Below are 26,948 nucleotides of genomic sequence, written 5' to 3' on the forward strand. Positions count from 1 at the left end.
AATCGCTATACACCAAAAGAAAGAGGCGATTAGATGATTAATCAAGTAACTTTAGTAGGACGATTAACGAAGGAGCCAGAATTAAAATGGACTACGGAAGATCGAGCTGTGTTAAACTTAACCCTCGCTTTGAACCGTTTCGGCAAAAATAAACGAGTAGAAAGTGATGCTGATTTCATTCAATGTGTTATTTGGGGTAAGAGAGCAGAATCGACGGCAGAATTTTGTAGTAAAGGTCAATTAGTAGGTATTGTCGGTGAACTTCAATCGCGTAATTATTTAAATAAAGAAGAGCAAAAAATCTATATTACCGAAGTATTAGTTCATCAGATTAGATATTTATCAAGCCGAAATAAAGAAGAAAACGTAGTGAATATCCCTCAGGAAGAAGAGGATTGATGTAATACTTTGTTATAAAGAGCAGTATTTTATCATGAATTTTAAAATTATTGGGCAAAAAAAACGCAAATTAGCCTAATTTCAACTTCTGTTTGTAATGGAAAAATTTTCCAATTTAGCTCAATGGAATAATCTTATTCACTTATTGAACTATCTCGATTGCTATCACTGAGCTTCTAAACCACCACAGTAAGCTAGGATGAGTTGAACTTCGCTAAAAATAGAGCCAGACGTAATAAAAATCAGACAATAATGGCAATTTACAAATATTGCAGGAAAACGGATACTATTTGAAGCCATGTCATACATGCTTAATTTTTTAGTAACCAAGCTGCTAGTTTCGTATGGTACGATTGTTCTCGAAAGTTATCAAGGAGGGAAAATAAGTACATGAAAAAAACAGTAGTAGCCATTGCGGCTGGTTTAATTATTGCAGGATCTGGTTCAACTCAAGCTTTTGCGGCTGAGTATAAAGTACAAGATGGTGATTCACTTTGGAAAATATCAAATGAAAATAATGTTTCTATAAAACAATTGAAAGAAGACAACAATTTGAGTTCTAACTTGATTTTTCCAAATCAAACACTACAAGTAAATAGTGGGGAAGAAAAAGCCACTACTAGCAATGATTCCAAATATACAGTTGTTGCAGGAGACACACTTAGCCATATCGCTTTAGATTATGGCGTAACAGTTAACCAACTAAAATCATGGAATAATCTTTCTTCTGACTTAATTATAGTCGGTCAAAAATTATCTGTTGGTAATAATGCTGCAGCGAGTGAAAATAACGCAACAGCAGATAATTCGGATAATAAAGTAACCGAGCAACCAAAAGAAGAAAAAGCAGCACCAGCACCTCAAAAATCAACCTCATCTAATGAAGCATCTTCAAACAGCTCTTCTAACTCTTCCGCAGCTCAAGGGAATGTTTCAAAAGAGATTACAGTAACAGCAACTGCATATAGTAAAGCTGAGCCTGGCTTGAGCCATATGACAGCAACTGGTATTGATTTGAATGATAATCCTCGTGTTATTGCGGTCGATCCATCTGTTATTCCTTTAGGTTCAAAAGTATATGTTGAAGGATATGGACAAGCAATAGCAGCCGATACTGGTGGCGCGATTAAAGGAAATAAAATTGATGTACATTTAAACTCAGTTCAAGAAGTTAACAACTGGGGTGTAAAACAAGTTAAAGTACAAATTTTAGATTAATTTGTTCCATATCGAGAGACTGTAAATGGCATTATGCTGTTTACAGTCTTTTTTGTATATTAAAAATAGGAAGCGCCCTTGTTTTATGATAAACTTATACATAATAAAGTTTTTTAGGAGATACATATGAAAAAGCAGGAAATTTCAATTTTAAATATACCTTTTTATAATACAACACAAGCGGGATTTGTGGAGGAACTGTATAAAGCAACGCAAAATGAGGAACGTCGATTTGTTGTTACGGCTAATCCAGAAATTGTTATGCATGCTCGGACGGATAAAGAGTTTGAGGCTATTTTACGGCAAGCTGATTATATTGTGCCTGATGGTATTGGGATTATAATGGCTTCTGAAAAACTTGGAGAGCCTTTAAAAGAACGCGTGACTGGCTATGACACAATGGTTGGGTTATTGAATAAGCCGCTACGTTGTTATTTTCTAGGTGCGAAACCGGAAGTTAGTGAATCGGTCGAAGCAAAAGTACACGAAAAGTATCCACAAGCTATCGTTTGCGGGGTGCATCATGGTTATTTTGATGCGTTAGAAAGTGAAGCAATCGCGAAGGAAATCATTGCGGCAGAGCCAGATGTGATCTTTGTTGCATTGGGATCTCCTGCGCAAGAAAAATGGATTTTGTCTCAGATGGCTAATTTCGCTAAAGGGATTTTTATTGGTGTAGGAGGAAGCTTTGATGTTTTAACGGATAATGTGAAGCGCGCACCAAAAATATGGATAAAATTAAAACTAGAATGGGTATACAGATTACTTTCTAATCCTTCTCGCTGGAGACGTTTTTTCGCAATACCTCAATTTATGCTTGTTATTCGAAAAGAGCGCAAGCGTTTGAAAAAGGGTGAGTAAATGTATTTTCAAAAGGCAAGACTAATTCATGCAGAACTGCCGCTCATTGCCCCATTTAAAACAAGTTATGGGGAATTGAAAAGTAAAGATTTTTATATTATTGAGCTGGTGAATGAGGATGGAATATGCGGATACGGAGAATTGGAAGCTTTTCCAGTACCTGATTATACGGAGGAAACTTTAGACACTGCTATTTCTATCGTTAAGCAGCATTTGCTTCCACTCCTTGCTCAAAAAGAAATTCAAAATCCAGAAGAAGTAAATCAGTTATTTAGTTGGATTCAAGGAAATGAAATGGCAAAAGCGGCGGTTGAACTTGCTGTTTGGGATGCTTTTGCAAAAAGTGAGCAGCGTTCTTTAGCTGAAATGATTGGCGCGACAAAGCGTTCGATTGCGGTTGGTGTCAGTGTTGGCTTGCAGCAGGATGTGGAAGCGTTAGTTCAATTAGTTGGTCGCTATGTGGATGAAGGTTATGAAAGAGTTAAATTAAAAATCGCGCCACACAAAGATATTCCATTTGTAGATGCTGTTCGCAAAAAATTTCCAAATCTAAGCTTGATGGCGGATGCGAATTCGGCGTATAATAGAGAAGATTTGGTTCTGTTAAAGGAATTGGATCAATATGATTTAGAAATGATTGAGCAGCCATTTGGAACTAAAGATTTTGTGGATCATGCTTGGTTGCAAAAACAATTAAAAACGCGTATTTGTTTAGATGAAAATATTAGGTCGCTAGCTGATGTAAAACAGGCTCATATGTTAGGAAGCTGTCAGGCGGTTAATTTAAAATTAGCGCGCGTTGGAGGTATGTCTGAGGCGCTCAAGATAGCGGAATACTGTCAGGATAATAATTTACTTGTCTGGTGCGGCGGGATGCTCGAAGCCGGAATTGGTAGAGCGCATAATATTGCGTTAGCTGCCAGAGAAGAATTTGTTTTTCCAGGAGATATTTCAGCATCGGATCGTTATTTTAATGAAGATATTGTCTCGCCAGCTTTTACGTTAAAACAAGGTAAACTTAATGTGCCGGTTGATCAAGGCATTGGAGTGACTTTGGATTTAGATGTGTTACAAAAATATACTATTTCAACAGAAGAAATTTTGCTAAATAAAGGATGGAGCTGAAAAAATATTGCTAATATGGAGTATATTGATTAGCTTTGCAGTTGGTATTATTATGGTGCCGATAATCAGGAAATTTGCTTTTCGGATTAATGCGGTAGATACACCGCGTGAAAGGCACAAACATACGAAAACAACAGCCACTTTAGGTGGATTAGCTATTTTTATAAGTTTTTCGGTAGGAATGCTCTTGGCACCAATTGATAAATCTGGTTTTATGCCTATTTATTTTGGGGCTTTAATTATTATCACTACAGGTTTTATTGATGATATATTTGATTTATCGCCAAAATGGAAAATGCTCGGACAGATTTTAGCTGCCCTATGCGTGACTGTTTGGGGAGATATTACTATTAATTTTATTAATGTGCCTTTTTATGGGCAATTAGATTTTGGCTATTTTGCGATTCCGTTATCAATTATTTGGATTGTGGCCATTGTAAATGCGCTAAACTTAATTGATGGCTTAGATGGCCTCGCAGGTGGGATTTCTATCATTGCTTTAATGACGATTGCGGGTATGGCTTTGCTTTTAAAAGATGCTTTTGTTGCTCCGGTTGCGCTAATTCTTGCGGCAGCAGTTGCGGCATTCTTAATCTATAATTTTCCTCCAGCTAGTATTTTTATGGGGGATACGGGAGCGCTTTTTCTCGGTTATATGATTGCTGTTTTATCTCTTATGGGCTTTAAAAATGTTACTTTCATTTCGTTGTTAGTGCCACTCATTATTTTGGGCGTACCTTTATCAGATACTTTTTTTGCGATTGTAAGGCGGTTAAAAGAGCGGATGCCGATTTCTTCTGCAGACCGGTCGCATATTCACCATAGGCTAATGGCGCTTGGGTTTACAGAGAAACAAACCGTGTTATTAATTTATTGCATGGCATTGCTATTTTCGATGACAGGATTTGTCTTTTCGTTCTCCACAGCTTGGGGAGCGATGCTATTACTTTTATTATTAATCTTTAGTATTGAAATTATTGTTGAGTTTATTGGGTTAATTGGTGAAGATTACCGGCCAATCCTCAATTTACTACAAAAAATACATCGAAAGCGCAAATAAAAAAACCAACAACTAATTATTAGTTGTTGGTTTTTGTTTTAGTTAGAACTGCTTGTTTTGCTAGAACTTTCATCGGCATATGGTGTTGCGCCAGGGAATGGTTGTTTAATCCCAAGTTCGTCAGCAAATTCGTTGGAAATACTTTGGACAGAGCTTTCATTAAGTTTATAGTAATAAATGCCGTCCATTGGGTTGCTGTCCCCTTTTAAGTTGAGGGATTTAATATCGATTTTATTAGTCATTCCAAATTTTGCGATAGAGAGCATTTGATTGAAAGTTAAGTTGGTTTTCATGTTATCGCCAACAACTTCAATGATATCGGAATACTTACTTACAGAAGAAACCGATGTTGCTTCGCTTACAATAGATTTAATGATTAATTGTTGTCGTTTACCGCGTTCGATATCACTATCGATGTGTCTAGTACGAGCTAGTGCTAAAGCTTGCTCAGCGTTAAGGTGCTGTTGTCCTTTTTTCAGTGTGATTGCATTAGCGTTATCTTTAGAATCTTGTTCAGTGAAATTAACTGGAACATCTACATCGATACCATCTAGAGCATCGATAATTTTAAGGAATGCATCAAAGTCGAAACGAACATAATAATCGATTGGAATTTTGAATTCTTCTTCTACGGTTTTCATCGTAAGTTCTGGGCCGCCGTAAGCATGTGCTGCATTGATTTTAGTGTACTTATCAATATTTTTAGCGGAGTCTTCCATATGAACATAGGAATCACGAGGGATACTTGTCATTTCTACACGTGCATCTTTGACATTGAACGTTGCTAAGATCAATGAGTCACTACGGGGATTCCCGTTGGATGCGCGCGTTGTACTTGTATCAACCCCAATAATTAAAATAGAAAAACTGTCTTTGATAGGTTCAACGTCATTTGTTCGAAGTGTGGAGGCTTTTCCGTTCCTCACATTATCATAAGAGTTGTCTGCTGCGAGTTTCGTCTTGCTAAAAAGGTAAGTGCCATATCCGACACCTGCAAGGACTAAACACATCACAGGGATTAGAATCCAGAATAAAATTTTTCTTCTACGTTTGTATTTCTTGCTGCTTCTTCGGCTATCATCAGTGCCTTTACTCATATATTAATTCTCCTTATAGTCACTTTTCTAAGTTTTATTGTAGCATTTGTTGAACTAAAGAATGTTACGCCCAATTTACGGTTTCTTTAATTTTTAAACTTTGATGTTATTATACAGAAATTATTTAGAAAAAAATACAAAAAAGATGATATCTTTCAAAAATGTAATATTTGTACTATTTTAGTAGCATTTGATAATTACTGATTTCACAAACCTTGCCGGAATGTAAATCTAATTCTTGCCCAGTTGTACTTAGCTCAAAACCTAGCTTTTTCAATAGTTTTATAGAAGCAATATTTTCGGGAAGGACTTTAGCTGTAATTATTTTATATGGAAGATGTGGTTTTATTGTGGTGAAAAAATGTGTCAAAATTTCAAACATAAAACCCTGACGCCAATGACTTTTTGCAAGTTCGTATCCAATTTCAACTGTTTGGTTCTTTTTATTAATATCATTAATTCCGAGTGAACCGATAGCATGCAAAGAATCGTTAGCGGTGAAAATCGTATATCTGCAAGCATTAGGTTCGTTTTCAATGGCTTGAATCATTTCCTCTGCTTGAAGAATGGTTGAGAACTTCTCGATGTTCATAAACTGTGCTACTTCATCATCAGACCAAATATCAAATAAGGTAGAGGCATCAGCCAGTGATGTTTTTCTTAACGTAATTCGTTCTGTAGAAATGGTAGCTGGTAATTGGGAAAATATGTTTGTGGACATGCTAAGTGACATCCTTTTCTCTATATTTTTGTGGTCCTTCTTTATATTCAAGTTGACCATTTGCAATTTCGGTAATCCAGTGGAAAAAATCTTGCAGTTCATCGTTGTCGACAAATACATGCAGCACAACTTTTTCAGTGAATTCTTTATGGTCGATTTGATAAGCTTTTTGTTCAAGTGCATTTTCGATTTTTCCTAGCAATGGATAGGCGAAAGAGCATTCGACAATAGTGGCTAGTTTACATTCGACAATACCGATTGTTTGGATGGCTTCGCTAACAGCACTACCATATGCGCGAACGAGTCCACCTGCACCTAGTTTAGTTCCGCCGAAATAACGAGTAACTACGACGGCAACATTTTTTAAGGATTTCTTTTTTAAAACTTCTAACATGGGAACACCAGCTGTTCCACTAGGTTCACCGTCATCATGTGCTTTCTGAAATTGGTCATTTTCTCCTATTATATAGGCAGAACAATTATGGGTAGCATCGCGGTGCTCTTTTTTGATTGCTTGAATAAATGTTTGTGCTTCAATTTCTGTTGTAACTCGCTTAATATGGCAAATAAAGCGAGATTTTTCAATAATTATTTCGTGTTTTCCATCGCTATGGATGGTTAAATAATGATCCAACATAAGGAACCTCCATAAGTTGATGCATTCAGTCTGCTTTTATTTTATCCGAAAGCAAAGCGATTGTATAGATATTTTTCTAAGTGCGGTGGGTGAAGTGACGGCAAATTCGTGTTATAATAAAAACTACTATTACTTTAGACTGGTTTTCAATTATTTTTTATAGGCATATAGGAGTAATTTTCTGAGACTATGCAGTATAATCAAGGTAAGGTTTGTATTGAAAATAGGTAAGTTTGAGTAAATAGTACTTAAAAGAGAAATGTTTATTTGCCAATTTGATGGCAGGGACTATAAGGTTAAGCGGTTTTGCTACTTAAAAAAGGATGATGTTTTCGATTGCAAGAGGCTTGGTGAAATTAGATAAGTGAAGGAGGAGTAGTCATTATGGCACTCAAAATCATGATTGTAGATGATCATCAGTTGTTTCGCGAAGGTATCAAGCGAATTTTAGAGTTGGAAGATTCTTTTGAGGTCGTAGCGGAAGCTGAAAATGGTAAGAATATCGTAGCAAAAGTTCGCGAATATAAACCAGATATTGTTTTAATGGATATTAATATGCCCACTGTGAACGGGCTTGACGCAACAGAAATGTTAGTACGTCAATTTCCTAGTATTAAAGTAATCGTTTTGACTATTCATGATACAGATGAATATGTAACAGAGGCACTTAGAGCTGGAGCAGTCGGTTATTTATTAAAAGAAATGGATGCGCATGAACTTGTAGAAGCAGTTAAAATTGTGGATAATGGAGGCGCGTATATTCACCCGCGTGTAGCAATTAAGCTGATTCGTGAATACCGCCATTTAGCAAGTACGAACACTTCGCAAGGCGTATACGGCTATCAACAACCAGAAGTCAAAATGCCACTGCACATCTTAACGCATAGAGAGTGTGAGGTATTACAACTTCTTACCGATGGAAAAAGTAACCGCGGAATTGGGGAAACACTTTTCATCAGTGAAAAAACAGTAAAAAATCATGTAAGTAGTATTTTACAAAAAATGAAAGTGAATGATAGGACTCAAGCGGTGGTAACGGCAATTAAGCACGGCTGGGTATACATTCGCTAAAGAAATTTCAGGGGGACTATATGAACGAAAAAATAGCAGTGGTTACTGACAGCACAACTTATTTGCCAGATGAAGTGAAAGAGCAGCTACGAATTCATGTCGTGCCACTTTCTGTAATAATTGATGGGAAATCTTATCGCGAAGGCGAGGAGTTATCTGCGGCCGATTTTTACCAAAAAGTAAAGGAAGCAGAGAGTTTTCCAACATCCTCTCAACCTGCCCCAGGAGAATTCATTCAATTATTTGAAACGCTGAAAGAACAAGGTTTTGATACAGTAGTCAGTATTCATTTATCAAGTGGTATTAGTGGTACTTTTCAAAATGCGGCTTCGGCGGGAGCATTAATTGAAGGACTAAATGTAGTCGCTTATGATTCAGAACTTTCTTGTATGGCGCAAGGAATGTTTGCTGTTAAAGCCGCTGAAATGGCTTTAGCGAACGAATCACTAGATAATATTATCCAAGAATTAGATAAAATAAAACAAGCGCAAAATGCTTATTTCATGGTAGATGATTTAAATAATTTGCAACGAGGCGGACGTTTGAACGGAGCCCAAGCCTTAGTTGGTAGTTTGCTTCAAATCAAACCGATTCTTCATTTCAATGATAAACAAATCGTCTTATTTGAAAAAGTGAGAACGCAAAAGAAAGCATTAAAACGAATTGAAGATATTCTTCAAACGGCTATTCAAAACAAAACGGCAGAAAAAGCTTACGTCATTCACGGAAATGATCCAGAAAAAGGCGAAGCGTGGCTTGCACATTTAGAAGCGAAATTCCCAGAAGTAATATTCGAATTAAGCTATTTTGGTCCAGTTATTGGAACTCACTTAGGTGAAGGTGCTCTTGGATTAACTTGGTCGATAAAATAAAGAATCTCCGGCTTTTTAGCTGGAGATTTTTTTTGTATAGGGCAAAATCGGTTTTTCACTAATTTAAGGTAGCAGAAACGCTGATTTTTCTCTAGGCGAAATCTGTGTTTTGTAAGTGTGAACATGCCTGAAAACATGAATTTCACTTCTGCAAGAAAAAGATAAATCGTGTATAACTAAAGGGAGGTGAAAGTAGATGGACATCTTCCCGGGAAGGCTATACCAAGCGCGTGAAATAGAGACTACAGAAGGACTAACTGAAATAGCGGCAATTTCAAAAAATAAATGCTTTCGCTGTGGCAATACAAACGTAAAGTTATTTGGCAAAATGTCTTGTGCATCATGTGAGAGAGATGATTGCCTTTATTGTCGGAATTGCATTGTGATGGGACGAGTAAATAGCTGCCAAAAATTATACTATCAACAAACGAAACGATTACCAAAAATCAAAGAACCTCTATTAAGATGGAGCGGGATTTTGTCACAAGGTCAACGAAAAGCATCCGATGCTGTGGTTTCCTGTTTAATAGAAAAGCAGGATATGCTCTTATGGGCAGTCGCTGGATCTGGGAAAACAGAGATGATGTTTGAAGGGATGGAATGGGCTTTGCGACAAGGCTTTAGAATTTGCATTGCTTCTCCTAGAGTAGATGTTTGCTTAGAACTTCATCCGCGCTTACAAGAAGTTTTTCCGAATAACGAAATAGTTTGTTTATATGGAGACTCCGACGATAAATACCAAGGTGAGCAGTTTGTAATAGCGACAACACATCAACTAATTCGTTTTTATGAAACGTTTCAAGTGATTTTTATCGATGAAGTAGATGCGTTCCCTTATGCCAAAGATCCTTTTTTAGAATATGCCGTAGGGAAAGCGCGAACCAAAGAAGGTTCTACGATAATAATTACTGCCACACCGAAAAAACAGTGGCAAGAAGAATGCTCAGAAGGAAAACGCAATTTCGTGAAAATCCCCGGGCGCTATCATAGAAAGAAATTACCTGTCCCAAGAACTTGTTGGATTGGTCCATGGAAAAAGAATTTAGCAAAAGGGAAAATAACACCAAAACTAATTAAGTGGATTAAAAATGTGGAAATGAAAGACCAGCCAGCACTGATTTTCTTTCCAGAAATTGACGCGATGAACCAATTTGCAGACGCACTTGAAAATAAGGGATTCAGTAGACCGGTGACAGTGCATTCAGCTGATGAGTTGCGTAAAGAGAAGGTAGAGTGGTTGCGCGAAGGGAAGATTAGGCTGTTACTCACAACAACTATTTTAGAGCGAGGCGTTACTTTTACCGATGTGCAAGTAGCTGTGTTTGGGAGTGAAGGGCGCATTTTTACCGAGGCTGCGCTAGTTCAAATCTCCGGAAGGGCTGGGAGGAAACTTTCACATCCAACTGGAGATGTTTGTTTCTTTCACTATGGAAAGACTGCGGAAATGAAGCGAGCTATTACTCATATTCAAAAAATGAATCAGCAAGGAGTGATTGAAGGGATGTTAGATGATTAGTTGTTTACTCTGTTCGCAGCCAGTTAAACAAATGGCAAGCTGGGAAATAAGCTGGTTATTCCAAAGTCCTCCTGTTTGTTGCGAAACTTGTTTAGCAGAATTCGAAAAATTAAGAGGCCCACTATGTACCATTTGCGGTAAAGAATCAGTAGAGCCTATTTGCGAAGATTGCCAAGATAGGACGCATTTTTTAGATAGTAATAAATCAATCTATCGCTACAATGATTTTGCTAAAGACTATATGAAACAATTTAAATTTCAAGGAGATTATGAAATAGGAGCCATTTTCAAAAGGGAGTTAAGAAAATATCTAGCGGAAAAAAAGCAGAAAATTATTCCAATTCCTGTAAGTGAAGCGCGGAAATTAGAACGCGGTTTTAACCAAACAACTGCGATATTAAAACAATCCGGTATCATATATGAAGAACTTTTAGCCAAAAGGCATACAGAAAAGCAATCTAAAAAAACTAAAAAAGAACGTTTAGCAGCCGAGCAGGTATTTTACTTTGTTGGAAAAGATGCATGTGAGGAGATGGAAGTGCTTTTATTTGATGACATATATACAACTGGAAGCACTCTTAACTTAGCGGCACAAATATTAAAAGAAGCAGGAGTTAAAAAGGTAAGCGCTCTTACAATATTCAGATAATCGATATTTATCTCCTAAAAGAGGTTTGCGGAAGCGGGATTAGTGGAATAAAATACTAAATAAAGATAAGTGAATGTAAGCTTCTTAGCTCTTTGTGCAAATGTTTGCAAAACACATCGTTTTCACGTAGACTAAGGGTAAGAAGAATACTCTTCTTTATCGTTATTTTGTTTTATTTCAAAGGAGGAATTGCTATGCTTAAGTACAACATTCGTGGTGAAAATATTGAAGTAACGGAACCGATTCGAGATTACGTTGAAAAGAAAATCGATAAATTAGAACGATACTTTACAGAAACTCCAGACGCTAACGTTCATGTTAATTTAAAAGTATATTCCGATAAAAATGCGAAAGTTGAAGTGACCATTCCGCTCCCAAATCTTGTGCTACGTGCAGAAGAAACAAGTGGAGATTTATATGCTAGCATCGACTTAATTGTGGATAAATTAGAAAGACAAATTCGCAAACATAAAACAAAAGTAAACCGCAAGTTCCGTGATAAAGGCGCTGAAAGAGACTATTTTGCTTATTCAGATGTGAACGGCAGCACGCCACCAGAAGAAAATGAAAGTGATTTTGATCTTGAAATTGTAAGAACAAAACAATTTTCATTGAAACCAATGGATAGTGAAGAAGCTGTTTTACAAATGAACTTGTTAGGACACAGTTTCTACGTGTATACGGATGCGGAAACAAATGGTACTAATATTGTTTATTCCCGTAAAGATGGCAAGTATGGTTTAATTGAAACCAACTAATTTAAAATTATAATTACAGGTGGGGGCCAATCTTGGCCTCCATTTTTTTACTTTTAGATGAAGAATTTATAGCATTTTGATAATTTTATTGACTAAAAAGAGATAACCAGTTGTATATTTTAGTTAATAAGTGATAGAATTAGTTTGTATATTTAAGCGAAGATAATTCCTGAAAGTTATTATAGATGAAACTGCGCGATGACAGCGAAACAGTAGAGGAGAATTTAAATGGCTGGACTATTGAAAAAGATTTTTGAATCAGGAAAAAAAGATGTTAAATATTTGGAGAGAAAAGCAGATGAAATTATTGCTTTAGCAGATGAAACTGCGGCTCTTTCGGATGATGCTCTACGCGAAAAAACAGTAGAGTTTAAAGAGCGTGTTCAAAAAGGTGAAACGCTGGATGACTTATTGGTAGAAGCTTTTGCGGTTGCCAGAGAAGGCGCGAAACGTGCGCTAGGTTTATATCCATTTAAAGTTCAATTAATGGGTGGGATTGTTTTACACGAAGGTAACATTGCAGAAATGAAAACTGGTGAAGGTAAAACGTTAACAGCGACACTACCAGTTTATTTAAACGCGCTTTCTGGTGAAGGTGTCCATGTTGTTACTGTCAATGAATACTTGGCTCACCGTGATGCGGAAGAAATGGGAGTATTGTATAATTTCCTTGGACTTTCTGTAGGGCTAAACTTAAATGCTTTATCAAGCACAGAAAAACGTGAAGCTTATGCATGTGACATTACGTATAGTACAAATAATGAATTAGGATTTGACTATTTACGTGATAACATGGTGGTTTACAAAGAAGAAATGGTACAACGCCCACTAGCATTTGCGGTTATTGATGAAGTCGATTCCATTTTAGTCGATGAAGCGAGAACACCGTTGATTATTTCTGGAGAAGCTGAAAAATCCACTATTCTATATGTGCGCGCAAATACGTTTGTTCGTACACTTACAGAAGAGGAAGATTATACAGTTGATATTAAAACAAAATCTGTTCAGTTAACGGAAGAAGGTATGACAAAAGGGGAAAACTACTTTGATGTAGATAACCTTTTTGACTTAGAAAACACAGTTATCTTACACCATATCGCTCAAGCGTTGAAAGCTAACTACACAATGAGCTTGGACGTTGACTATGTTGCGCAAGATGATGAAGTTTTAATCGTTGACCAATTTACTGGTCGTATCATGAAAGGTCGTCGTTTCAGTGAAGGTTTACACCAAGCACTTGAAGCAAAAGAAGGCGTAACGATCCAAAATGAATCTAAAACAATGGCAACAATTACATTCCAAAACTATTTCCGTATGTATAAAAAACTTGCGGGGATGACTGGTACTGCAAAAACGGAAGAAGAAGAATTCCGTGACATTTACAATATGCGCGTAATTGAAATTCCGACAAACAAAGTAATCATTCGTGATGACCGTCCCGATTTAATTTTTACTACGATTGAAGCAAAATTCAATGCAGTAGTAGAAGATATTGCAGAGCGCCATGCGAAAGGTCAACCTGTACTTGTTGGTACTGTTGCAATTGAAACATCGGAACTTATTTCTAGCAAATTAAAACGCAAAGGAATTAAGCACGATGTCTTGAACGCGAAACAACATGAACGCGAAGCTGATATCATTAAAAATGCTGGTGAACGTGGTGCGGTAACAATAGCAACCAATATGGCCGGTCGTGGTACGGATATTAAACTTGGCGAAGGTACAATTGAAGCTGGCGGTTTAGCCGTTATTGGTACGGAACGTCATGAATCTCGTCGTATTGATAATCAGTTGCGTGGTCGTTCTGGTCGTCAAGGGGATCCTGGTGTGACACAATTTTATCTTTCTATGGAAGATGAACTGATGCGCCGCTTTGGTTCTGATAACATGAAGTCGATGATGGAACGTTTTGGTATGGCAGAAGACGCTATCCAAAGTAAAATGGTAAGTCGTGCAGTTGAGTCAGCACAAAGACGAGTGGAAGGAAATAACTTTGATTCCCGGAAACAAGTTTTACAATATGATGATGTACTTCGCCAACAACGTGAAGTTATCTATAAACAACGCTATGAAGTAATTAATGCGGAAAATAGTTTACGTGAAATTATTGAACAAATGATTCAGCGCACAGTGAACTTTATCGTTTCGGGCAATGCTTCAAGTCATGAACCTGAAGAAGCTTGGAATTTACAAGGTATTGTTGATTATGTTGATGCGAACTTACTTCCAGAAGGCACAATCACATTAGCTGATTTACAAAATAGAACGAGCGAAGATATTCAAAACCTAATTTTAGAAAAAATCAAAGTAGCCTACGACGAAAAAGAAACATTACTTCCTCCAGATGAGTTCAATGAATTTGAAAAAGTAGTTCTGCTTCGTGTTGTTGATACTAAATGGGTTGATCATATCGATGCAATGGATCATTTACGTGACGGTATTCATTTACGTGCTTACGGTCAAATTGATCCGCTTCGTGAGTATCAATCAGAAGGTTTCGAAATGTTCGAAGCGATGGTATCTTCCATTGATGAAGACGTGGCGCGCTATATCATGAAAGCAGAAATTCGCCAAAACCTTGAGCGTGAGCAAGTTGCAAAAGGGGAAGCGGTCAATCCTGCTGAAGGTAAACCAGAAGCGAAACGTCAACCAATCCGCAAAGATCAACATATTGGACGTAATGATCCATGTCCTTGTGGTAGCGGCAAAAAATATAAAAATTGTCATGGTAAAGAAGCATAGATTGAAACAATTTAAAAAGCGCCTGCAAGACGGCGCTTTTTGCTATGAAAGTTTGTAAGTAAATTCAAAAAAGGTGGAATTAGAATGGAATTAGCAGAAATTCGTAATGAACTAGAGAAAACAGCACAGCAAATCAAAGACTTTAGGGGGTCTCTTTGACTTAGACAGCATGGAAGTTCGAATTGCTGAGTTAGAAGACCAAATGTTGGATCCGAATTTTTGGAACGACCAACAAGCAGCGCAAAAAGTAATCAATGAATCCAATGGATATAAAGAAACATACCAAGCATTCCATGCACTAGAAGAAGAGCAAGAAAGCATGGAAATTAGTTTGGAACTTTTAAAAGAAGAAGCAGATGAAGATTTACAAGCAGAATTGGAAAAAGATATTAAAGCTTATATGGCAACTATTAGCGAGTTTGAATTAAAATTAATGCTAAGCGATCCATACGATAAAAATAATGCTATTTTAGAACTTCATCCAGGTGCTGGTGGTACAGAATCACAAGACTGGGGTTCTATGTTACTCCGCATGTACCAACGCTGGTCAGAGAAAAAAGGCTTCAAAGTAGAAATGCTGGATTATCAAGCAGGCGACGAAGCTGGAATTAAAAGCGTTACATTACTTATCAAAGGTCACAATGCGTATGGCTACTTAAAAGCGGAAAAAGGCGTACACCGTCTTGTTCGTATTTCGCCGTTTGACTCATCGGGTAGACGCCATACATCGTTTGTTTCTGTGGATGTAATGCCGGAATTAGATGACGATATCGAAATCGAAGTGCGTACAGAAGACTTGAAAATTGATACGTACCGCGCAACTGGTGCTGGTGGACAGCATATTAATACAACCGACTCCGCTGTTCGGATGACACATATTCCGTCCGGGATTGTCGTAACTTGTCAATCTGAACGTTCGCAGCTTAAAAACCGGGAACAAGCAATGAAAATGTTAAAAACGAAGCTATATCAAAAAGAACAAGAAGAAAAAGAACGCGAGCTAGCAGAAATTCGTGGAGAACAAAAAGAAATTGGTTGGGGAAGCCAAATTCGTTCGTATGTTTTCCACCCTTACTCCATGGTGAAAGATCATCGCACAAGTTACGAAACCGGTAATATTCAAGCGGTAATGGATGGAGATTTAGACGACTTTATCAATGCATATTTGCGTTCTAGGATTGGATAAAGCAGATGGCGAATAAAAGAAAGAAACAACCATTATCCCCAGTTGTTTCTAAATTAATTGAGTATGTTTATGTCATTATTGGTGCAGCGCTAATTGCACTGGCTTTCAATGTTTTGCTTCTCCCAAACCATGTTGCTTCTGGCGGTGTGAGCGGGATAAGTACAATCATCAACTATTTAACGGGTTGGAATCCTGCTTTTATTCAGTGGGCCTTTAATATCCCATTATTTCTAGCAGGACTATTCTTTTTAGGTTATCAATTTGGTTTGAAAACGTTTGTCGGCACGATGCTTTTGCCGTTCTTTGTATATTTAACACAAGGTTTAGAACCGTGGACACATGAACCGCTAGTTGCTGCACTATTTGGTGGCGTACTCGTGGGAATGGGACTCGGAATTGTTTTCCGCGGTAAAGCTTCCACTGGTGGTACCGACGTAGCAGCGCAAATTTTGCATAAATATTCCCATTTAACATTGGGGATTTGTGTGGCGTTGATTGATGGTTTTGTCGTTATTTCGGCGATGTTTGTTTTTGATATTGAATCAGGGCTATACGCGCTTGTTGGGCTTTTTGCAACTAGTAAAACGATTGATTTAGTTCAAGTTGGTCTTAATCAATCAAAAACGGTCTTTATCATTTCAGAAAATCAAGAATCCATTCGCCAAGCAATTTTATTTAAAATTGATCGAGGGATTACACGCCTGTCTGCAAAAGGCGGCTACACGGAAGACGATAAGCAAATCTTGCTATGTGTCATCGCCCAAAGTGAATTTTCAAGATTAAAAGAAGTAATAAAAGAGATTGATCCAGAGGCTTTTGTTGTCGTAATGAGCGCCAGCGAAGTAATGGGTGAAGGATTTACATCATAAAAAAAGTACCATTTCTGCGCTTTTTAGTCAGGAAATGGTACTTTTTTTGCGGTTTTAGGACTGGTTTTTGACAATTATATGACAAGCGAGTTTAGCCTGGTTGCAGACTTTGGGCTATTTTAGATGGATTGGTCTATTCCGGTAGTGCGAACTGTAATGATTTTTAATGTACCTGTAATGTTATTTAGGGTAAAAACAAGTTACAATGTTAGCAGTAGAAAAGACCAATGCGGTTCTTTTTTATTTTGTCTCAGTGGGGACAAACTTAAAAGCAAATTTAAATTATAAATTAACGTAGTAATTGTATTTCCTATTACAATAATCGTGATATTGTCACACCCTGAAATATAATTGTAATGCAATTAACCTATAGATGAAAAACTGTCATGGTATAATTAAGCTTATGTTGTGAGTTTAGATTCGTGCCTGCAAACAGCTCATCTTCATGGTTACCATGCATTACCTAAAATGTAACTCAGCAGAAAGGCATAGTAAGGTGATAAAATGATATTAATGGAAGATGTTTATAAGAAATACCCTAACGGCATAACAGCTGCTAATGGCCTTAACATTAGCATCGGCGAAGGGGAATTTGTTTATGTAGTAGGTCCGAGTGGTGCTGGTAAATCTACCTTCATCAAAATGATTTACAGAGAAGAACGAGCGACAAAAGGTAAAATCGTCGTAGACAAATTTGATTTGATTAATATGAAGAATCGTGAAATCCCATATCTTCGTCGTAACGTAGGCGTGGTATTCCAAGATTACAAATTACTTCAAAGCAAAACAGTTTATGAAAACATTGCTTATGCGATGGAAGTGGTTGAAACTGAGCCATCCATAATTAAAGAACGTGTTATGGAAGTGCTTGATTTAGTCAACCTTAAGCATAAAGTAAGAATGTTGCCGGATGAACTTTCCGGTGGTGAGCAACAGCGGATATCCATTGCCCGCTCGATTGCCAATATGCCTAAAGTATTAATAGCAGATGAACCGACCGGTAACCTGGATCCTGATACTTCATGGGAAATCATGAACATCCTTGAAGAAATAAGCAATCGCGGAACAACCATCGTGATGGCAACCCACAACAAAGAAATTGTTAACACATTGAAACACCGGGTAGTCGCTATCGAGAATGGAAGAATTGTTCGAGATGAGCAGCAAGGAGAATATGGCTATGAAATTTAGGACTGTAGGAAGACATATAAGAGAAAGTTTTAAGAGCCTTTACCGGAATGGTTGGATGACCTTTGCAGCAGCGAGTGCAGTAACAGTAACACTTATCTTAGTCAGCGTGTTTTTTGCAATATTGATCAACATGAACAAGCTTGCAACTGATGTAGAAAACAATGTACAAATTAACGTACATATTTCTCTAAGCGCAGACAAGAAACAGCAGCAAGAACTTGAGAAAAACATTGAGAAGATTGATGGAGTTGATAGTGTCAGCTTTTCTTCTAAAGATGATGAATTGAAGAAATTAGTTGGCGCGTACGGCAAAAACTTCGAATTGTTTAAACAAGATAATCCACTATATGACGTCTTCGTTGTAGAAGCAAAAGAGCCAACACAAACGAAGGAAATTGCTAAAAAAATAGAAAAATTACAGTACGTAGATAATGTAGAATATGGTGAGAAAACAGTCGACAAATTGTTTGATACCTTGAAATGGGGCCGATATGCTGGTATTATACTAAGCATTGGGTTATTACTAACAGCAATGTTCTTAATATCAAACACAATCAAGATTGCCATTTTCTCCCGTCGTAGAGAAATAGAAATAATGAAATTAGTAGGTGCGACCAACTGGTTCATACGCTGGCCTTTCGTTTTAGAAGGAGCTTGGCTAGGATTAATTGGCTCGATTGTACCAGTTGTGTTAACATTCATAGGTTATGTGAATATTTACAACTTAATCAATCCGAAGTTAGTGACTAGCTCACTATCACTTCTACCACCAACACCATTTGCCTATCAAATTAGTGGCTTGATTATTGCAATCGGCGTACTAATCGGGATTTGGGGAAGCGTAATATCTATCCGCAGATTCTTGAAAGTCTAACAAAGAAAATTACTTAAATCGAAATAAAAATAATCTAAAAGAAAAAGCTAGGGAGCTTTTTAGGAGGTAAACTTTTTGAAAAAGAATACGTTTATTGCGATCTCACTCGCAGCAGTTATCAGTTTAACACCGGCCTTTACCACAAATGTTTCTGCCGACGTGAATACAGACATTCAAAATCAAGATAAAAAAATCAACGACATCAAGTCTAAGAAAACAGATTTACAATCAGATCTTTCTGGTTTAGTAGCAGATCTTGAGAAAGCTCAAGAAAAAGCTAAATCGTTACAAGGAGAATTTGATCAAACTGGTAAAGAACTTAAAAAACTAAATGAAGATATTAAAAGTATCAATGAACGTATTAAAGAACGCGAAACAGTTTTAAAAGAACGTGCTCGCGCAATGCAAAAAACTTCTAATTCTAACGCTTATCTTGAAGTTATCTTAGATGCAGAAAACCTTTCCGATTTAGTTGGTCGTGTTTCTGCAGTTAATCAATTAGTTGAATCTGATAAAACTATTTTAGAAGATCAACAAAATGATGAAAAAGCTTTAAAAACAAAACAAACTGCTGTTAAGAAAAAACAAGAAGAACAAGCAACAGCAATTCATGAATACGAAGCAGAACAAAATAAAATTGAAGCACAAAAAGCTGAAAAAGAAGCGATTGTTGCTCAACTAGCTTCTGAACAAGCTACTGCTGAAAACGAAAAAGCTGGTCTTGTAAATGCAGCAAAAGCGGCAACTGAACGCGCAACTGCTTTACGTGCAGCAACATCTTCAAACGTTGGAGAATCAAACAATTCTTCTTCTAGCAAAAACAATTCAACAACTGTAGAAGCAGCTAGTAACGATGCAGCACCATCTAATGTAGCTCCATCAACTGGTGGCGGATATTCTTCTATGATGTCTGCAGCAAGAGCTCAACTTGGAAAACCTTACAGCCTTGGAGCAAGCGGCCCGAGCGCGTTTGACTGTTCTGGATTTACTTCTTATGCATTCCGTGCAGCTGGCGTTTCTCTTCCAAGAACTTCTGGTGGACAATATGCAGCAGCTTCAAAAATCAGTGCTAGTCAAGCAAAACCAGGTGACTTAGTATTCTTTAACTACGGAAGCGGAATTGCTCACGTTGGAATTTACGTTGGTGGCGGTCAAATGATTAACGCTCAAAACAATGGCGTTAAATATGACAACATCACTAGCGGTTACTGGGCTAAATATCTTGTAGGATATGGCCGTGTAGCTAACTTCTAATCATTATTGAAAAGTTAAAAAGCACCTTTGTCATTTTAAACAAAGGTGCTTTTTTATATGGAACATTAAAGGGAATTATGAAGTTCCTAGTCAAATAGAGAATAGAAAAGGAGCTTAATATGTTAAAAAAATATGGGGTAGCAACAGCACTAAGCCTATTGATTATTGCCGCACCATTAAGCGGCGCACATGCGGAAAGCATTAATGACATGCAAAAACGCCAAAATGAAATCGAACAAAAGAAATCAGAACTCGATAAAAATTTAGATTCGAAAAATACAGAACTAAACCATTTAGAAAGCGCTGAAAAAGACGCTGCTAAAGAATTAGAATCACTTTTAAAAAGCATTGATGAAACAGATAAGAAATTAAAAGAACAAGAAGGTAAAGTTGATTCTGAAAATGAGAAACTCAAGCAACTGAAAAAAGAAATGGAAAAACTACGCAATGACATTCGCGATCGTCAAAAAGTACTTGATAACAGAGCGCGTGCTATCCAAACAACTGGAACAGCCACTGCTTACTTAGATATGATTTTTGAAGCGAATGATTTTAAAGAACTTATCGACCGCGTGACAGTTGTATCAGCAATTGTAAAAGCGGACCAAGACATTATGCAAGATCAAAAAGACGACCAAGACAAACTAAAAGTAGCAGAAACAACTTCTGAGAAAAAACTAGAGAACTTAAAAGTACTTGCAGTTGAATTAGAAGTTTCGAAAAACAACATGGAAAGCCAAAAACAAGAAAAAAATGACTTAGTAATGGCGCTTGCCAATAAAAAAGATCTAACGAAGAGTGAACAAACCCTTTTAGCTAGTGAACAAGGTGCACTTACCGATGAAGAGAAACGACTTGCTTCAAGTATCGCTGGCGAAAAAGCAAAACAAGAAGCGGCAATCAAAGCTGCTGAGGAAAAACGTATGCAAGAAGCCGCATCAAGCGCCCACAACTCCACTGCTGTAAACAATTCAGGTTCAGGATCAAGTGGATCAACAGAAACAGTTGGTTCCGGTGGTGGTGGACAATTTATTAAGCCAGCTTCTGGAATTTTAACATCTGGGTTTAGCGAACGAACAAATCCCGTAACTGGTAAATATGAATCCCATAAAGGGCAAGATATAGCTGGTGGCGGTACAATCACAGTTTCAGCTGCAGCCTCAGGAACCGTAGTATTCTCTGGATTTGGAGCATCAGGTAGTGGCTTTGGTGGCTATGGTTATGTTGTTAAAATTGACCACGGTAATGGGTACCAAACACTATACGGACACATGCGCGCAGGTAGTCTAAAAGTAGTAACTGGCCAACGCGTTTCCCAAGGTCAACCAATTGGAATTATGGGGTCGACCGGTCAATCAACTGGTCAACATCTTCATTTTGAAATTCACAAAAATGGCGTTCCGGTTAATCCAGCACCATATCTTTAAATTTTAAAAACCATTGGCACTTAGTCAATGGTTTTTTCTTGGATAGAAGCGAACTGGAATAGGCTAAATGCCGATTTTATGATATGATACTACTATCAGTTTGTGTAAGAAAAGGGGGAACACAATGGGACTGTTGGCTTATCTATTAGTGATTTTGCTAATTTTAAATGTATTCTTTGCGGCAGTGACGGTCTTCTTAGAAAGACGCGATACATCCGCCACTTGGGCTTGGTTGCTAGTCTTAACTTTTGTTCCGATATTTGGTTTCATTATTTACTTGATTTTTGGGAGAAAATTATCTGGGAAAAAGATTTTCGATTGGAAGGGACAAGAAAAAATTGGGATTCAGGAATCTACTGCCAACCAAATAGAAATGATTCGGCAAAAAGAATTTCCGTTTAGCGACCCAAATGTAAAAAAACATCGTGATTTAATTTATTTATTACTCGTTAATGATGGAGCTATTTTGACGCAAGACAATGAAGTAGAGCTTTTTGTGGATGGTCATGAAAAATTCGATGCTTTAATTGCTGATATCGAAAAAGCGAAAGATCACATACATATAATTTACTATATTTTTCATTCCGACGAACTTGGCAATCGCTTAATGCGCGTGCTCGAACGAAAAGCAGCTGAAGGCTTAAATGTTAAAATTATATATGATGCAATGGGATCAAGGACGACGAAAAAATCATTTTTCCGTACTTTTGAAAAAAATGGTGGTTTAGTTAGACCATTTTTCCCATCCAAATTGCCATTGATTAATTTCCGACTTAACTACCGGAATCACCGAAAATTAGCGATAATTGACGGAGATGTTGGTTATATTGGTGGATTTAATATCGGGGATGAGTATCTTGGTGCGTCGAAGAAATTTGGTTACTGGCGCGATACGCATTTACGTGTGCATGGTAAGGCTGTTTACGCGATGCAAACACGCTTTATTATGGATTGGAATTCGGCTTCATCGACACATAAAATTGATTACAAAGCGCGATACTTCCCAACTTTTCATGGGAAAGGTCATACGAGTATGCAAATTGTTTCAAGTGGCCCAGATTCCGAATGGCAACAAATCAAAAATGGTTACATCAAAATGATTAATGCTGCCAAAAAAACAATTTATTTACAATCACCTTATTTTATTCCCGATGCGAGCTTGCTTGAAGCAATCAAAATTGCTGCGCTTTCTGGGGTGGATGTACGGGTGATGATTCCGAATAAACCTGATCATGCGTTTGTTTACCGAGCAACAACGAACTACGCCGGGGAATTAATGGAAACAGGCGCAAAAATCTTTATTTACGATAATGGCTTTATCCACGCAAAAACACTCGTTGTGGATGGGGAAATTGCTTCAGTCGGAACCGCTAATATGGACTTCCGTAGTTTCCGTCTTAATTTTGAAGTCAATGCCTTTATTTATGAAAAGCAAATGGTGCAAAAACTAGAAGATGCCTTTTTAGAAGATATTTTGAAATCGTATCAACTGACACCTGAATTATATGCAAAACGGTCCTTATGGATTAAATTTAAAGAAGCGGTAAGCCGACTTTTATCGCCTATATTATAGAAGTATTAAAGAAAGCTGGTGTAGAAAATGAATGTTTTTGTTGAAATACTAAATGGAATAGGTAGACTGCTTCTACAACCAGCATTATATGTAGGAATTCTTTTAGTTATAATGGCTGGTTTCAACCGCGTAAAGTGGGAACGTAAGTCATTTAGTATCAGTATATACTCGCCTTGGTTAGAATTGAAAAATTTCTTCGGACTGAGTTTATTATTTGGATTAGCTATTTCGGTCGTTACAGCGCTAATTGGTTTTGGTGTTATGATCGAATGGGTGGCCATTTTTAATGCAGTAGCATGTTTCTTATTAATTGTTGGGATGTTCCGATTAAGTTCGACGGCTTTTACAATCGGGATCACGAGTTTAGTCTTTTATTTCTGCTATTATTTTGATGTGAATTTAGCGCCATTTAATAATGCGGCATTTACGTATGACTCGATTTTCATTGATAACTTTATGGTTTCGATGACATTTTTACTTGCGATATTGTTATTTATAGAAGCTTTCTTAATTCAATATACAAGCGCAAAAAATCCGTCACCATCACTGCGAAAAAGTAAACGTGGTAAATTAGTAGGTTCTTATCAATTGAGAAAATTATGGTTTGTGCCAATCGTCATGTTTATACCCGGAGACGTATTTACGAAAATTTTCGAATGGTGGCCAGTTTTTGCCATTGGTTCGCACTCCTACTCGCTAATTATTTTGCCGCTGTTTATCGGATTCCAACAGCAAGTACAAGGGCAATTCCCGGAAGAAGCTAGTCGAAAAACAGCTATGCAAGTTACAACACTAGCGACAATTATTGCAGTAGCTGGTTTAGTTGGAATCGTGATGCCAGTACTTACATTATTTGCTTTCATGTTTGCGGTTATCGGCCGTTTTTGGATTTCTTACAGCCAATATCGCGCAGAAAAATTATTACCGAAAAAATTTGGACCACAACCGGATGGACTTGTTATTCTAGGTGCTCGTGCTGCAACGCCTTCTGCACGCTTAAACTTAAAAGCTGGTGAAAAAATCACAGAAGTGAACGGCCAACCAGTGCATACGCGCGAAGAACTATACGAAGCGCTTAACTTAAACCGCGCATTTTGTAAGCTAAAAGTAATTGATAATGACGGAGAACCACGTTTTGAACAAACAGCACTTTATGAGAATGAATCATTTGAACTTGGTTTGCTGTTAGTCGAACCGAGATAAATTTAAGGCACCAGTGTTGTTGGAAAGCAGCATTGGTGTTTTAAGTTTTTGTAAAGATAAGATTAATATAAATGCATTTCTACCCGAAAAAGGTTAATTCATGCTATATTTTAGATAAAAGGGTTACATAAAGAAGGGATGGGAAGTACGTTGGTAAAAATTCTTGTAGTTGATGATGAGGCTTCTATTGTTACCTTGCTGCAATTTAATATTGAAAAAGCTGGATTTGATGTAGTGACAGCGGAGGATGGCAGAACTGGATATGAACTTGCTCTCTCTGAAAAACCAGATTTAATTGTGCTGGATTTAATGCTTCCTGAGATGGACGGAATCGAAGTAACGAAAAAACTTCGTCAAGATAAAGTAAACGTGCCAATTTTAATGTTAACAGCTAAAGATGAAGAATTAGATAAAATCATCGGGCTAGAACTTGGGGCAGACGATTATATGACAAAACCATTTAGCCCGAGAGAAGTGGTCGCGCGAATTAAAGCCATTTTGCGCCGAACAGAAGGAAAAGCGGAAATTATCGAAGAATTAACAGAAGACGTTGAAGCAACGATATTAATTGGCGATTTGAAAATTTTGCCAGATAGTTATGAAGTGTATTTACAAGATGATTTACTGGATTTAACGCCGAAAGAATTTGAGTTATTATTATTCCTTGCGAACCATCGTGGCAAAGTTTTTTCAAGAGATCAATTGCTGGATACCGTTTGGAATTATGATTACGTCGGCGAAACGCGAATTGTAGACGTTCATGTCAGCCATTTACGTGATAAAATCGAAATCGATACAAAACAACCGAAGTACATCAAAACCATTCGTGGATTTGGTTATAAAATGGAGAATGTAAAATAATGAAGAAATTATGGCTAAAAATCGGATTATCCTTTATTATCTTATTTTTCGTTGTGATGGTGATTGTTGGCGTTTTTTCCGGTGAGTTAATGAAATCCACTTATTTAAATATGAAAGAAAGCCAATTAGAAGATGACGCGAAAATCTTACTTCAAACAACTAACATTGAAAACCTGGATTTAGATAAAGATGCCGCAGCTATCCAAAAGAGCCTTGATCCGCTCGGAGATGAAATCGATGCGCGCATTACGGTGATTGATAGCGAGGGTGACGTGGTAGCTGATACGAAAAAAGACCCGGAAAATCTGGATAATCATATGAATCGTCCTGAAGTAACAGATATCTTGGAAAAAGGGAAAAGCGTTGGTATTTCTATTCGTGAGAGTGATTCACTTGGTTACAGTATGCTATATGTCGCCGTTCCAGTGAAGCACCAAGACAAAACAGATGGCGTTTTAAGGATTTCGATTTCACTTGAATCTGTCGACGCTGCTGTAGCTAAACTTTGGGGAAATCTAGCGCTAATCTTCGGTATTGCCCTTGTAATTATCGCGGCAATCAGCGTATTCATCGCTAGAAAAATCACTAGACCAGTTCGCGAAATCATCGAAGTTTCAACGGACTTAGCCAATCATAAATACGATAGTCGGATTCACGGTAAAGTCAGCGGCGAGCTCCAGGATCTTTCCATCAGCGTAAATACATTGGCGGAAAGCTTAGAAACGCAAATGTTTGAAATCAAGCAAAATGAACAACGACTAAATGCAATTGTCCAAAACTTAGTCAGTGGCGTTATGCTTATCAATATCGACAAACAAGTAATCATGACCAACCGAACAATGTATCAAATTTTAGGTGAAACAGAAATTACTGGCAAACCATTTTATGAAGTCATTAAAAGTTTCGCGTTGAGTCAATTAATAGAAGCAACTTTTGAAACCAAAACTATTCAGCAAAAAGAAATTATTCTTTATTTCCCTCGCGAAATGATTTTAGATGCAAGTGTTTCACCAATTTTAGCAGAGAATGGAGAAATTACTGGGATTATCTTACTTTTACATGATATTACCCAAATTCGCCACTTAGAGAATGTACGATCCGAATTTGTAACAAACGTGTCGCACGAACTAAAAACACCAGTAACCGCACTAAAAGGCTTCGCGGAAACATTACTTGATGGCGCGATGTACGACGAAATGCTACTCAAAAAATTCTTAACGATTATTAAAGAAGAAAGTGATCGGCTGCATCGTTTAATTATGGATATCCTCGCGCTTTCCAGAATTGAACAAAATCCAGTTCCAGAAAATATCGAGATTGTCGATATGGATGACGTAATCGAACAATCAGCCCGCACTATTTTTGAAATGGCAACCGAGAAAAATATTCAAGTTACTATCCCAGAAAAAACAAGCACACCAGTTACAATTGAAACGGATCGAGATAAATTACAACAAATTTTAATTAACTTACTTTCTAACGCAATCAACTACACTCCTGTAGACGGAAAAGTAGAAGTTAAATTAATCGATCATGAAGCAGAAGTTATAATAGAAGTAACTGATAATGGAATTGGAATCCCAGCTAAAGATATTGACCGCGTATTTGAACGCTTCTACCGAGTGGACAAAGCGCGCAGCAGGCATTCCGGCGGTACCGGCCTCGGACTTTCCATCGTCAAACATCTCGTCGAAAATTGCGGCGGACGAATCGAAGTGGAAAGCCAAGAAGAAGTCGGCTCGACATTCCGTGTTACTCTACCAAAAAAAGCCTAATAAATATCC

At 37.4% G+C, this 26,948-nt stretch carries 24 protein-coding genes; 21 read left to right on the top strand and 3 right to left on the bottom strand.

From position 1 onward, the window contains the following. Window positions 1–33 precede the first annotated feature (33 nt). From HCJ55_RS11730 to HCJ55_RS11750, 5 genes are all read left to right on the top strand, one after another. Entirely contained in the window at window positions 34–399 is a 366-nt protein-coding gene (locus HCJ55_RS11730; protein WP_008948762.1) for a single-stranded DNA-binding protein, read from the top strand. Between the two features lie 390 nt (window positions 400–789). After that, entirely contained in the window at window positions 790–1,617 is an 828-nt protein-coding gene (locus tag HCJ55_RS11735) for a LysM peptidoglycan-binding domain-containing protein (RefSeq protein ID WP_185518336.1), read from the top strand. A gap of 126 nt (window positions 1,618–1,743) precedes the next feature. Further along, complete coding sequence (locus tag HCJ55_RS11740) at window positions 1,744–2,478, top strand: WecB/TagA/CpsF family glycosyltransferase (protein ID WP_008948760.1); 735 nt, start codon at window positions 1,744–1,746, stop codon at window positions 2,476–2,478. Next, on the top strand, window positions 2,479–3,603 hold the full coding sequence (menC, locus tag HCJ55_RS11745) for an o-succinylbenzoate synthase (protein WP_185518338.1): 1,125 nt from the start codon (window positions 2,479–2,481) through the stop codon (window positions 3,601–3,603). It begins immediately after the preceding gene. A 7-nt stretch (window positions 3,604–3,610) separates the two neighbouring features. Beyond that, window positions 3,611–4,663, top strand: a complete 1,053-nt coding sequence (locus HCJ55_RS11750) for a glycosyltransferase family 4 protein (protein ID WP_185503252.1) — start codon at window positions 3,611–3,613, stop codon at window positions 4,661–4,663. 38 nt (window positions 4,664–4,701) lie between these two features. Here the strand turns inward: HCJ55_RS11750 and HCJ55_RS11755 are convergent, their stop codons facing one another. The 3 genes from HCJ55_RS11755 to HCJ55_RS11765 form a co-directional block, all read right to left on the bottom strand. Beyond that, window positions 4,702–5,760, bottom strand: a complete 1,059-nt coding sequence (locus HCJ55_RS11755) for an LCP family protein (protein ID WP_185481126.1) — start codon at window positions 5,758–5,760, stop codon at window positions 4,702–4,704. 175 nt (window positions 5,761–5,935) lie between these two features. Then, window positions 5,936–6,481, bottom strand: a complete 546-nt coding sequence (locus HCJ55_RS11760) for a GNAT family N-acetyltransferase (protein WP_185504620.1) — start codon at window positions 6,479–6,481, stop codon at window positions 5,936–5,938. 1 nt (window position 6,482) lies between these two features. After that, window positions 6,483–7,118, bottom strand: coding sequence for a YigZ family protein (locus tag HCJ55_RS11765; RefSeq protein WP_008948754.1), 636 nt, complete (start codon window positions 7,116–7,118; stop codon window positions 6,483–6,485). A 384-nt stretch (window positions 7,119–7,502) separates the two neighbouring features. Here HCJ55_RS11765 and degU point away from each other — a divergent pair, with 384 nt between their 5' ends. The 16 genes from degU to pnpS all read left to right on the top strand — a co-directional run bounded on the left by degU (window position 7,503) and on the right by pnpS (window position 26,939). Continuing rightward, window positions 7,503–8,189 (top strand): two-component system response regulator DegU, encoded by a 687-nt coding sequence (degU, locus tag HCJ55_RS11770; RefSeq protein ID WP_003722647.1) that lies wholly within the window; start codon window positions 7,503–7,505, stop codon window positions 8,187–8,189. 20 nt (window positions 8,190–8,209) lie between these two features. Continuing rightward, window positions 8,210–9,061 carry a fatty acid kinase binding subunit FakB gene (locus HCJ55_RS11775; RefSeq protein ID WP_185503254.1) on the top strand — a complete coding sequence of 284 codons (852 nt, stop codon included), beginning with the start codon at window positions 8,210–8,212 and terminating at the stop codon, window positions 9,059–9,061. A 196-nt stretch (window positions 9,062–9,257) separates the two neighbouring features. Continuing rightward, entirely contained in the window at window positions 9,258–10,577 is a 1,320-nt protein-coding gene (locus HCJ55_RS11780; protein ID WP_185518341.1) for an ATP-dependent helicase ComFA, read from the top strand. After that, a complete protein-coding gene (locus HCJ55_RS11785; protein WP_008948750.1) occupies window positions 10,570–11,226 on the top strand; it encodes a ComFC family protein in 657 nt (218 codons plus the stop codon). Before HCJ55_RS11780 ends, HCJ55_RS11785 begins: the two co-directional genes overlap by 8 nt. 194 nt (window positions 11,227–11,420) lie before the next feature. Further along, window positions 11,421–11,984 carry a ribosome hibernation-promoting factor, HPF/YfiA family gene (hpf, locus tag HCJ55_RS11790; RefSeq protein WP_003729232.1) on the top strand — a complete coding sequence of 188 codons (564 nt, stop codon included), beginning with the start codon at window positions 11,421–11,423 and terminating at the stop codon, window positions 11,982–11,984. 228 nt (window positions 11,985–12,212) lie between these two features. After that, entirely contained in the window at window positions 12,213–14,726 is a 2,514-nt protein-coding gene (gene secA / locus HCJ55_RS11795) for a preprotein translocase subunit SecA (RefSeq protein WP_185518343.1), read from the top strand. Window positions 14,727–14,810: 84 nt separating this feature from the next. After that, a protein-coding gene (prfB, locus tag HCJ55_RS11800) for a peptide chain release factor 2 (protein ID WP_185504624.1) occupies window positions 14,811–15,912 on the top strand; the annotation gives its coding sequence in 2 pieces (ribosomal slippage) (window positions 14,811–14,882 and window positions 14,884–15,912; 1,101 coding nt in all). 5 nt (window positions 15,913–15,917) lie between these two features. Further along, on the top strand, window positions 15,918–16,781 hold the full coding sequence (locus tag HCJ55_RS11805) for a YitT family protein (RefSeq protein WP_008948748.1): 864 nt from the start codon (window positions 15,918–15,920) through the stop codon (window positions 16,779–16,781). 504 nt (window positions 16,782–17,285) lie between these two features. Beyond that, window positions 17,286–17,972, top strand: a complete 687-nt coding sequence (ftsE, locus tag HCJ55_RS11810; RefSeq protein ID WP_185503258.1) for a cell division ATP-binding protein FtsE — start codon at window positions 17,286–17,288, stop codon at window positions 17,970–17,972. After that, window positions 17,962–18,846, top strand: coding sequence for a permease-like cell division protein FtsX (ftsX, locus tag HCJ55_RS11815; RefSeq protein WP_185392346.1), 885 nt, complete (start codon window positions 17,962–17,964; stop codon window positions 18,844–18,846). Before ftsE ends, ftsX begins: the two co-directional genes overlap by 11 nt. Before the next feature lie 75 nt (window positions 18,847–18,921). Next, window positions 18,922–20,100 (top strand): NlpC/P60 family protein, encoded by a 1,179-nt coding sequence (locus HCJ55_RS11820; RefSeq protein ID WP_185506911.1) that lies wholly within the window; start codon window positions 18,922–18,924, stop codon window positions 20,098–20,100. A 119-nt stretch (window positions 20,101–20,219) separates the two neighbouring features. After that, window positions 20,220–21,527, top strand: coding sequence for a murein hydrolase activator EnvC family protein (locus HCJ55_RS11825; protein ID WP_185504625.1), 1,308 nt, complete (start codon window positions 20,220–20,222; stop codon window positions 21,525–21,527). Window positions 21,528–21,651: 124 nt separating this feature from the next. Further along, complete coding sequence (gene cls / locus HCJ55_RS11830) at window positions 21,652–23,100, top strand: cardiolipin synthase (protein ID WP_008948744.1); 1,449 nt, start codon at window positions 21,652–21,654, stop codon at window positions 23,098–23,100. Between the two features lie 27 nt (window positions 23,101–23,127). Continuing rightward, window positions 23,128–24,303, top strand: a complete 1,176-nt coding sequence (locus tag HCJ55_RS11835; protein ID WP_185503261.1) for a PDZ domain-containing protein — start codon at window positions 23,128–23,130, stop codon at window positions 24,301–24,303. A gap of 150 nt (window positions 24,304–24,453) precedes the next feature. Beyond that, entirely contained in the window at window positions 24,454–25,164 is a 711-nt protein-coding gene (locus HCJ55_RS11840) for a response regulator transcription factor (RefSeq protein ID WP_008948742.1), read from the top strand. Continuing rightward, complete coding sequence (gene pnpS / locus HCJ55_RS11845) at window positions 25,164–26,939, top strand: two-component system histidine kinase PnpS (RefSeq protein ID WP_185504626.1); 1,776 nt, start codon at window positions 25,164–25,166, stop codon at window positions 26,937–26,939. The genes HCJ55_RS11840 and pnpS overlap by 1 nt, the downstream gene beginning before the upstream one ends. The last annotated feature ends 9 nt before the right edge of the window (window positions 26,940–26,948 follow it).

Origin of the sequence: Listeria marthii, from assembly GCF_014227425.1 — a bacterium.
GTDB lineage: Bacteria > Bacillota > Bacilli > Lactobacillales > Listeriaceae > Listeria > Listeria marthii.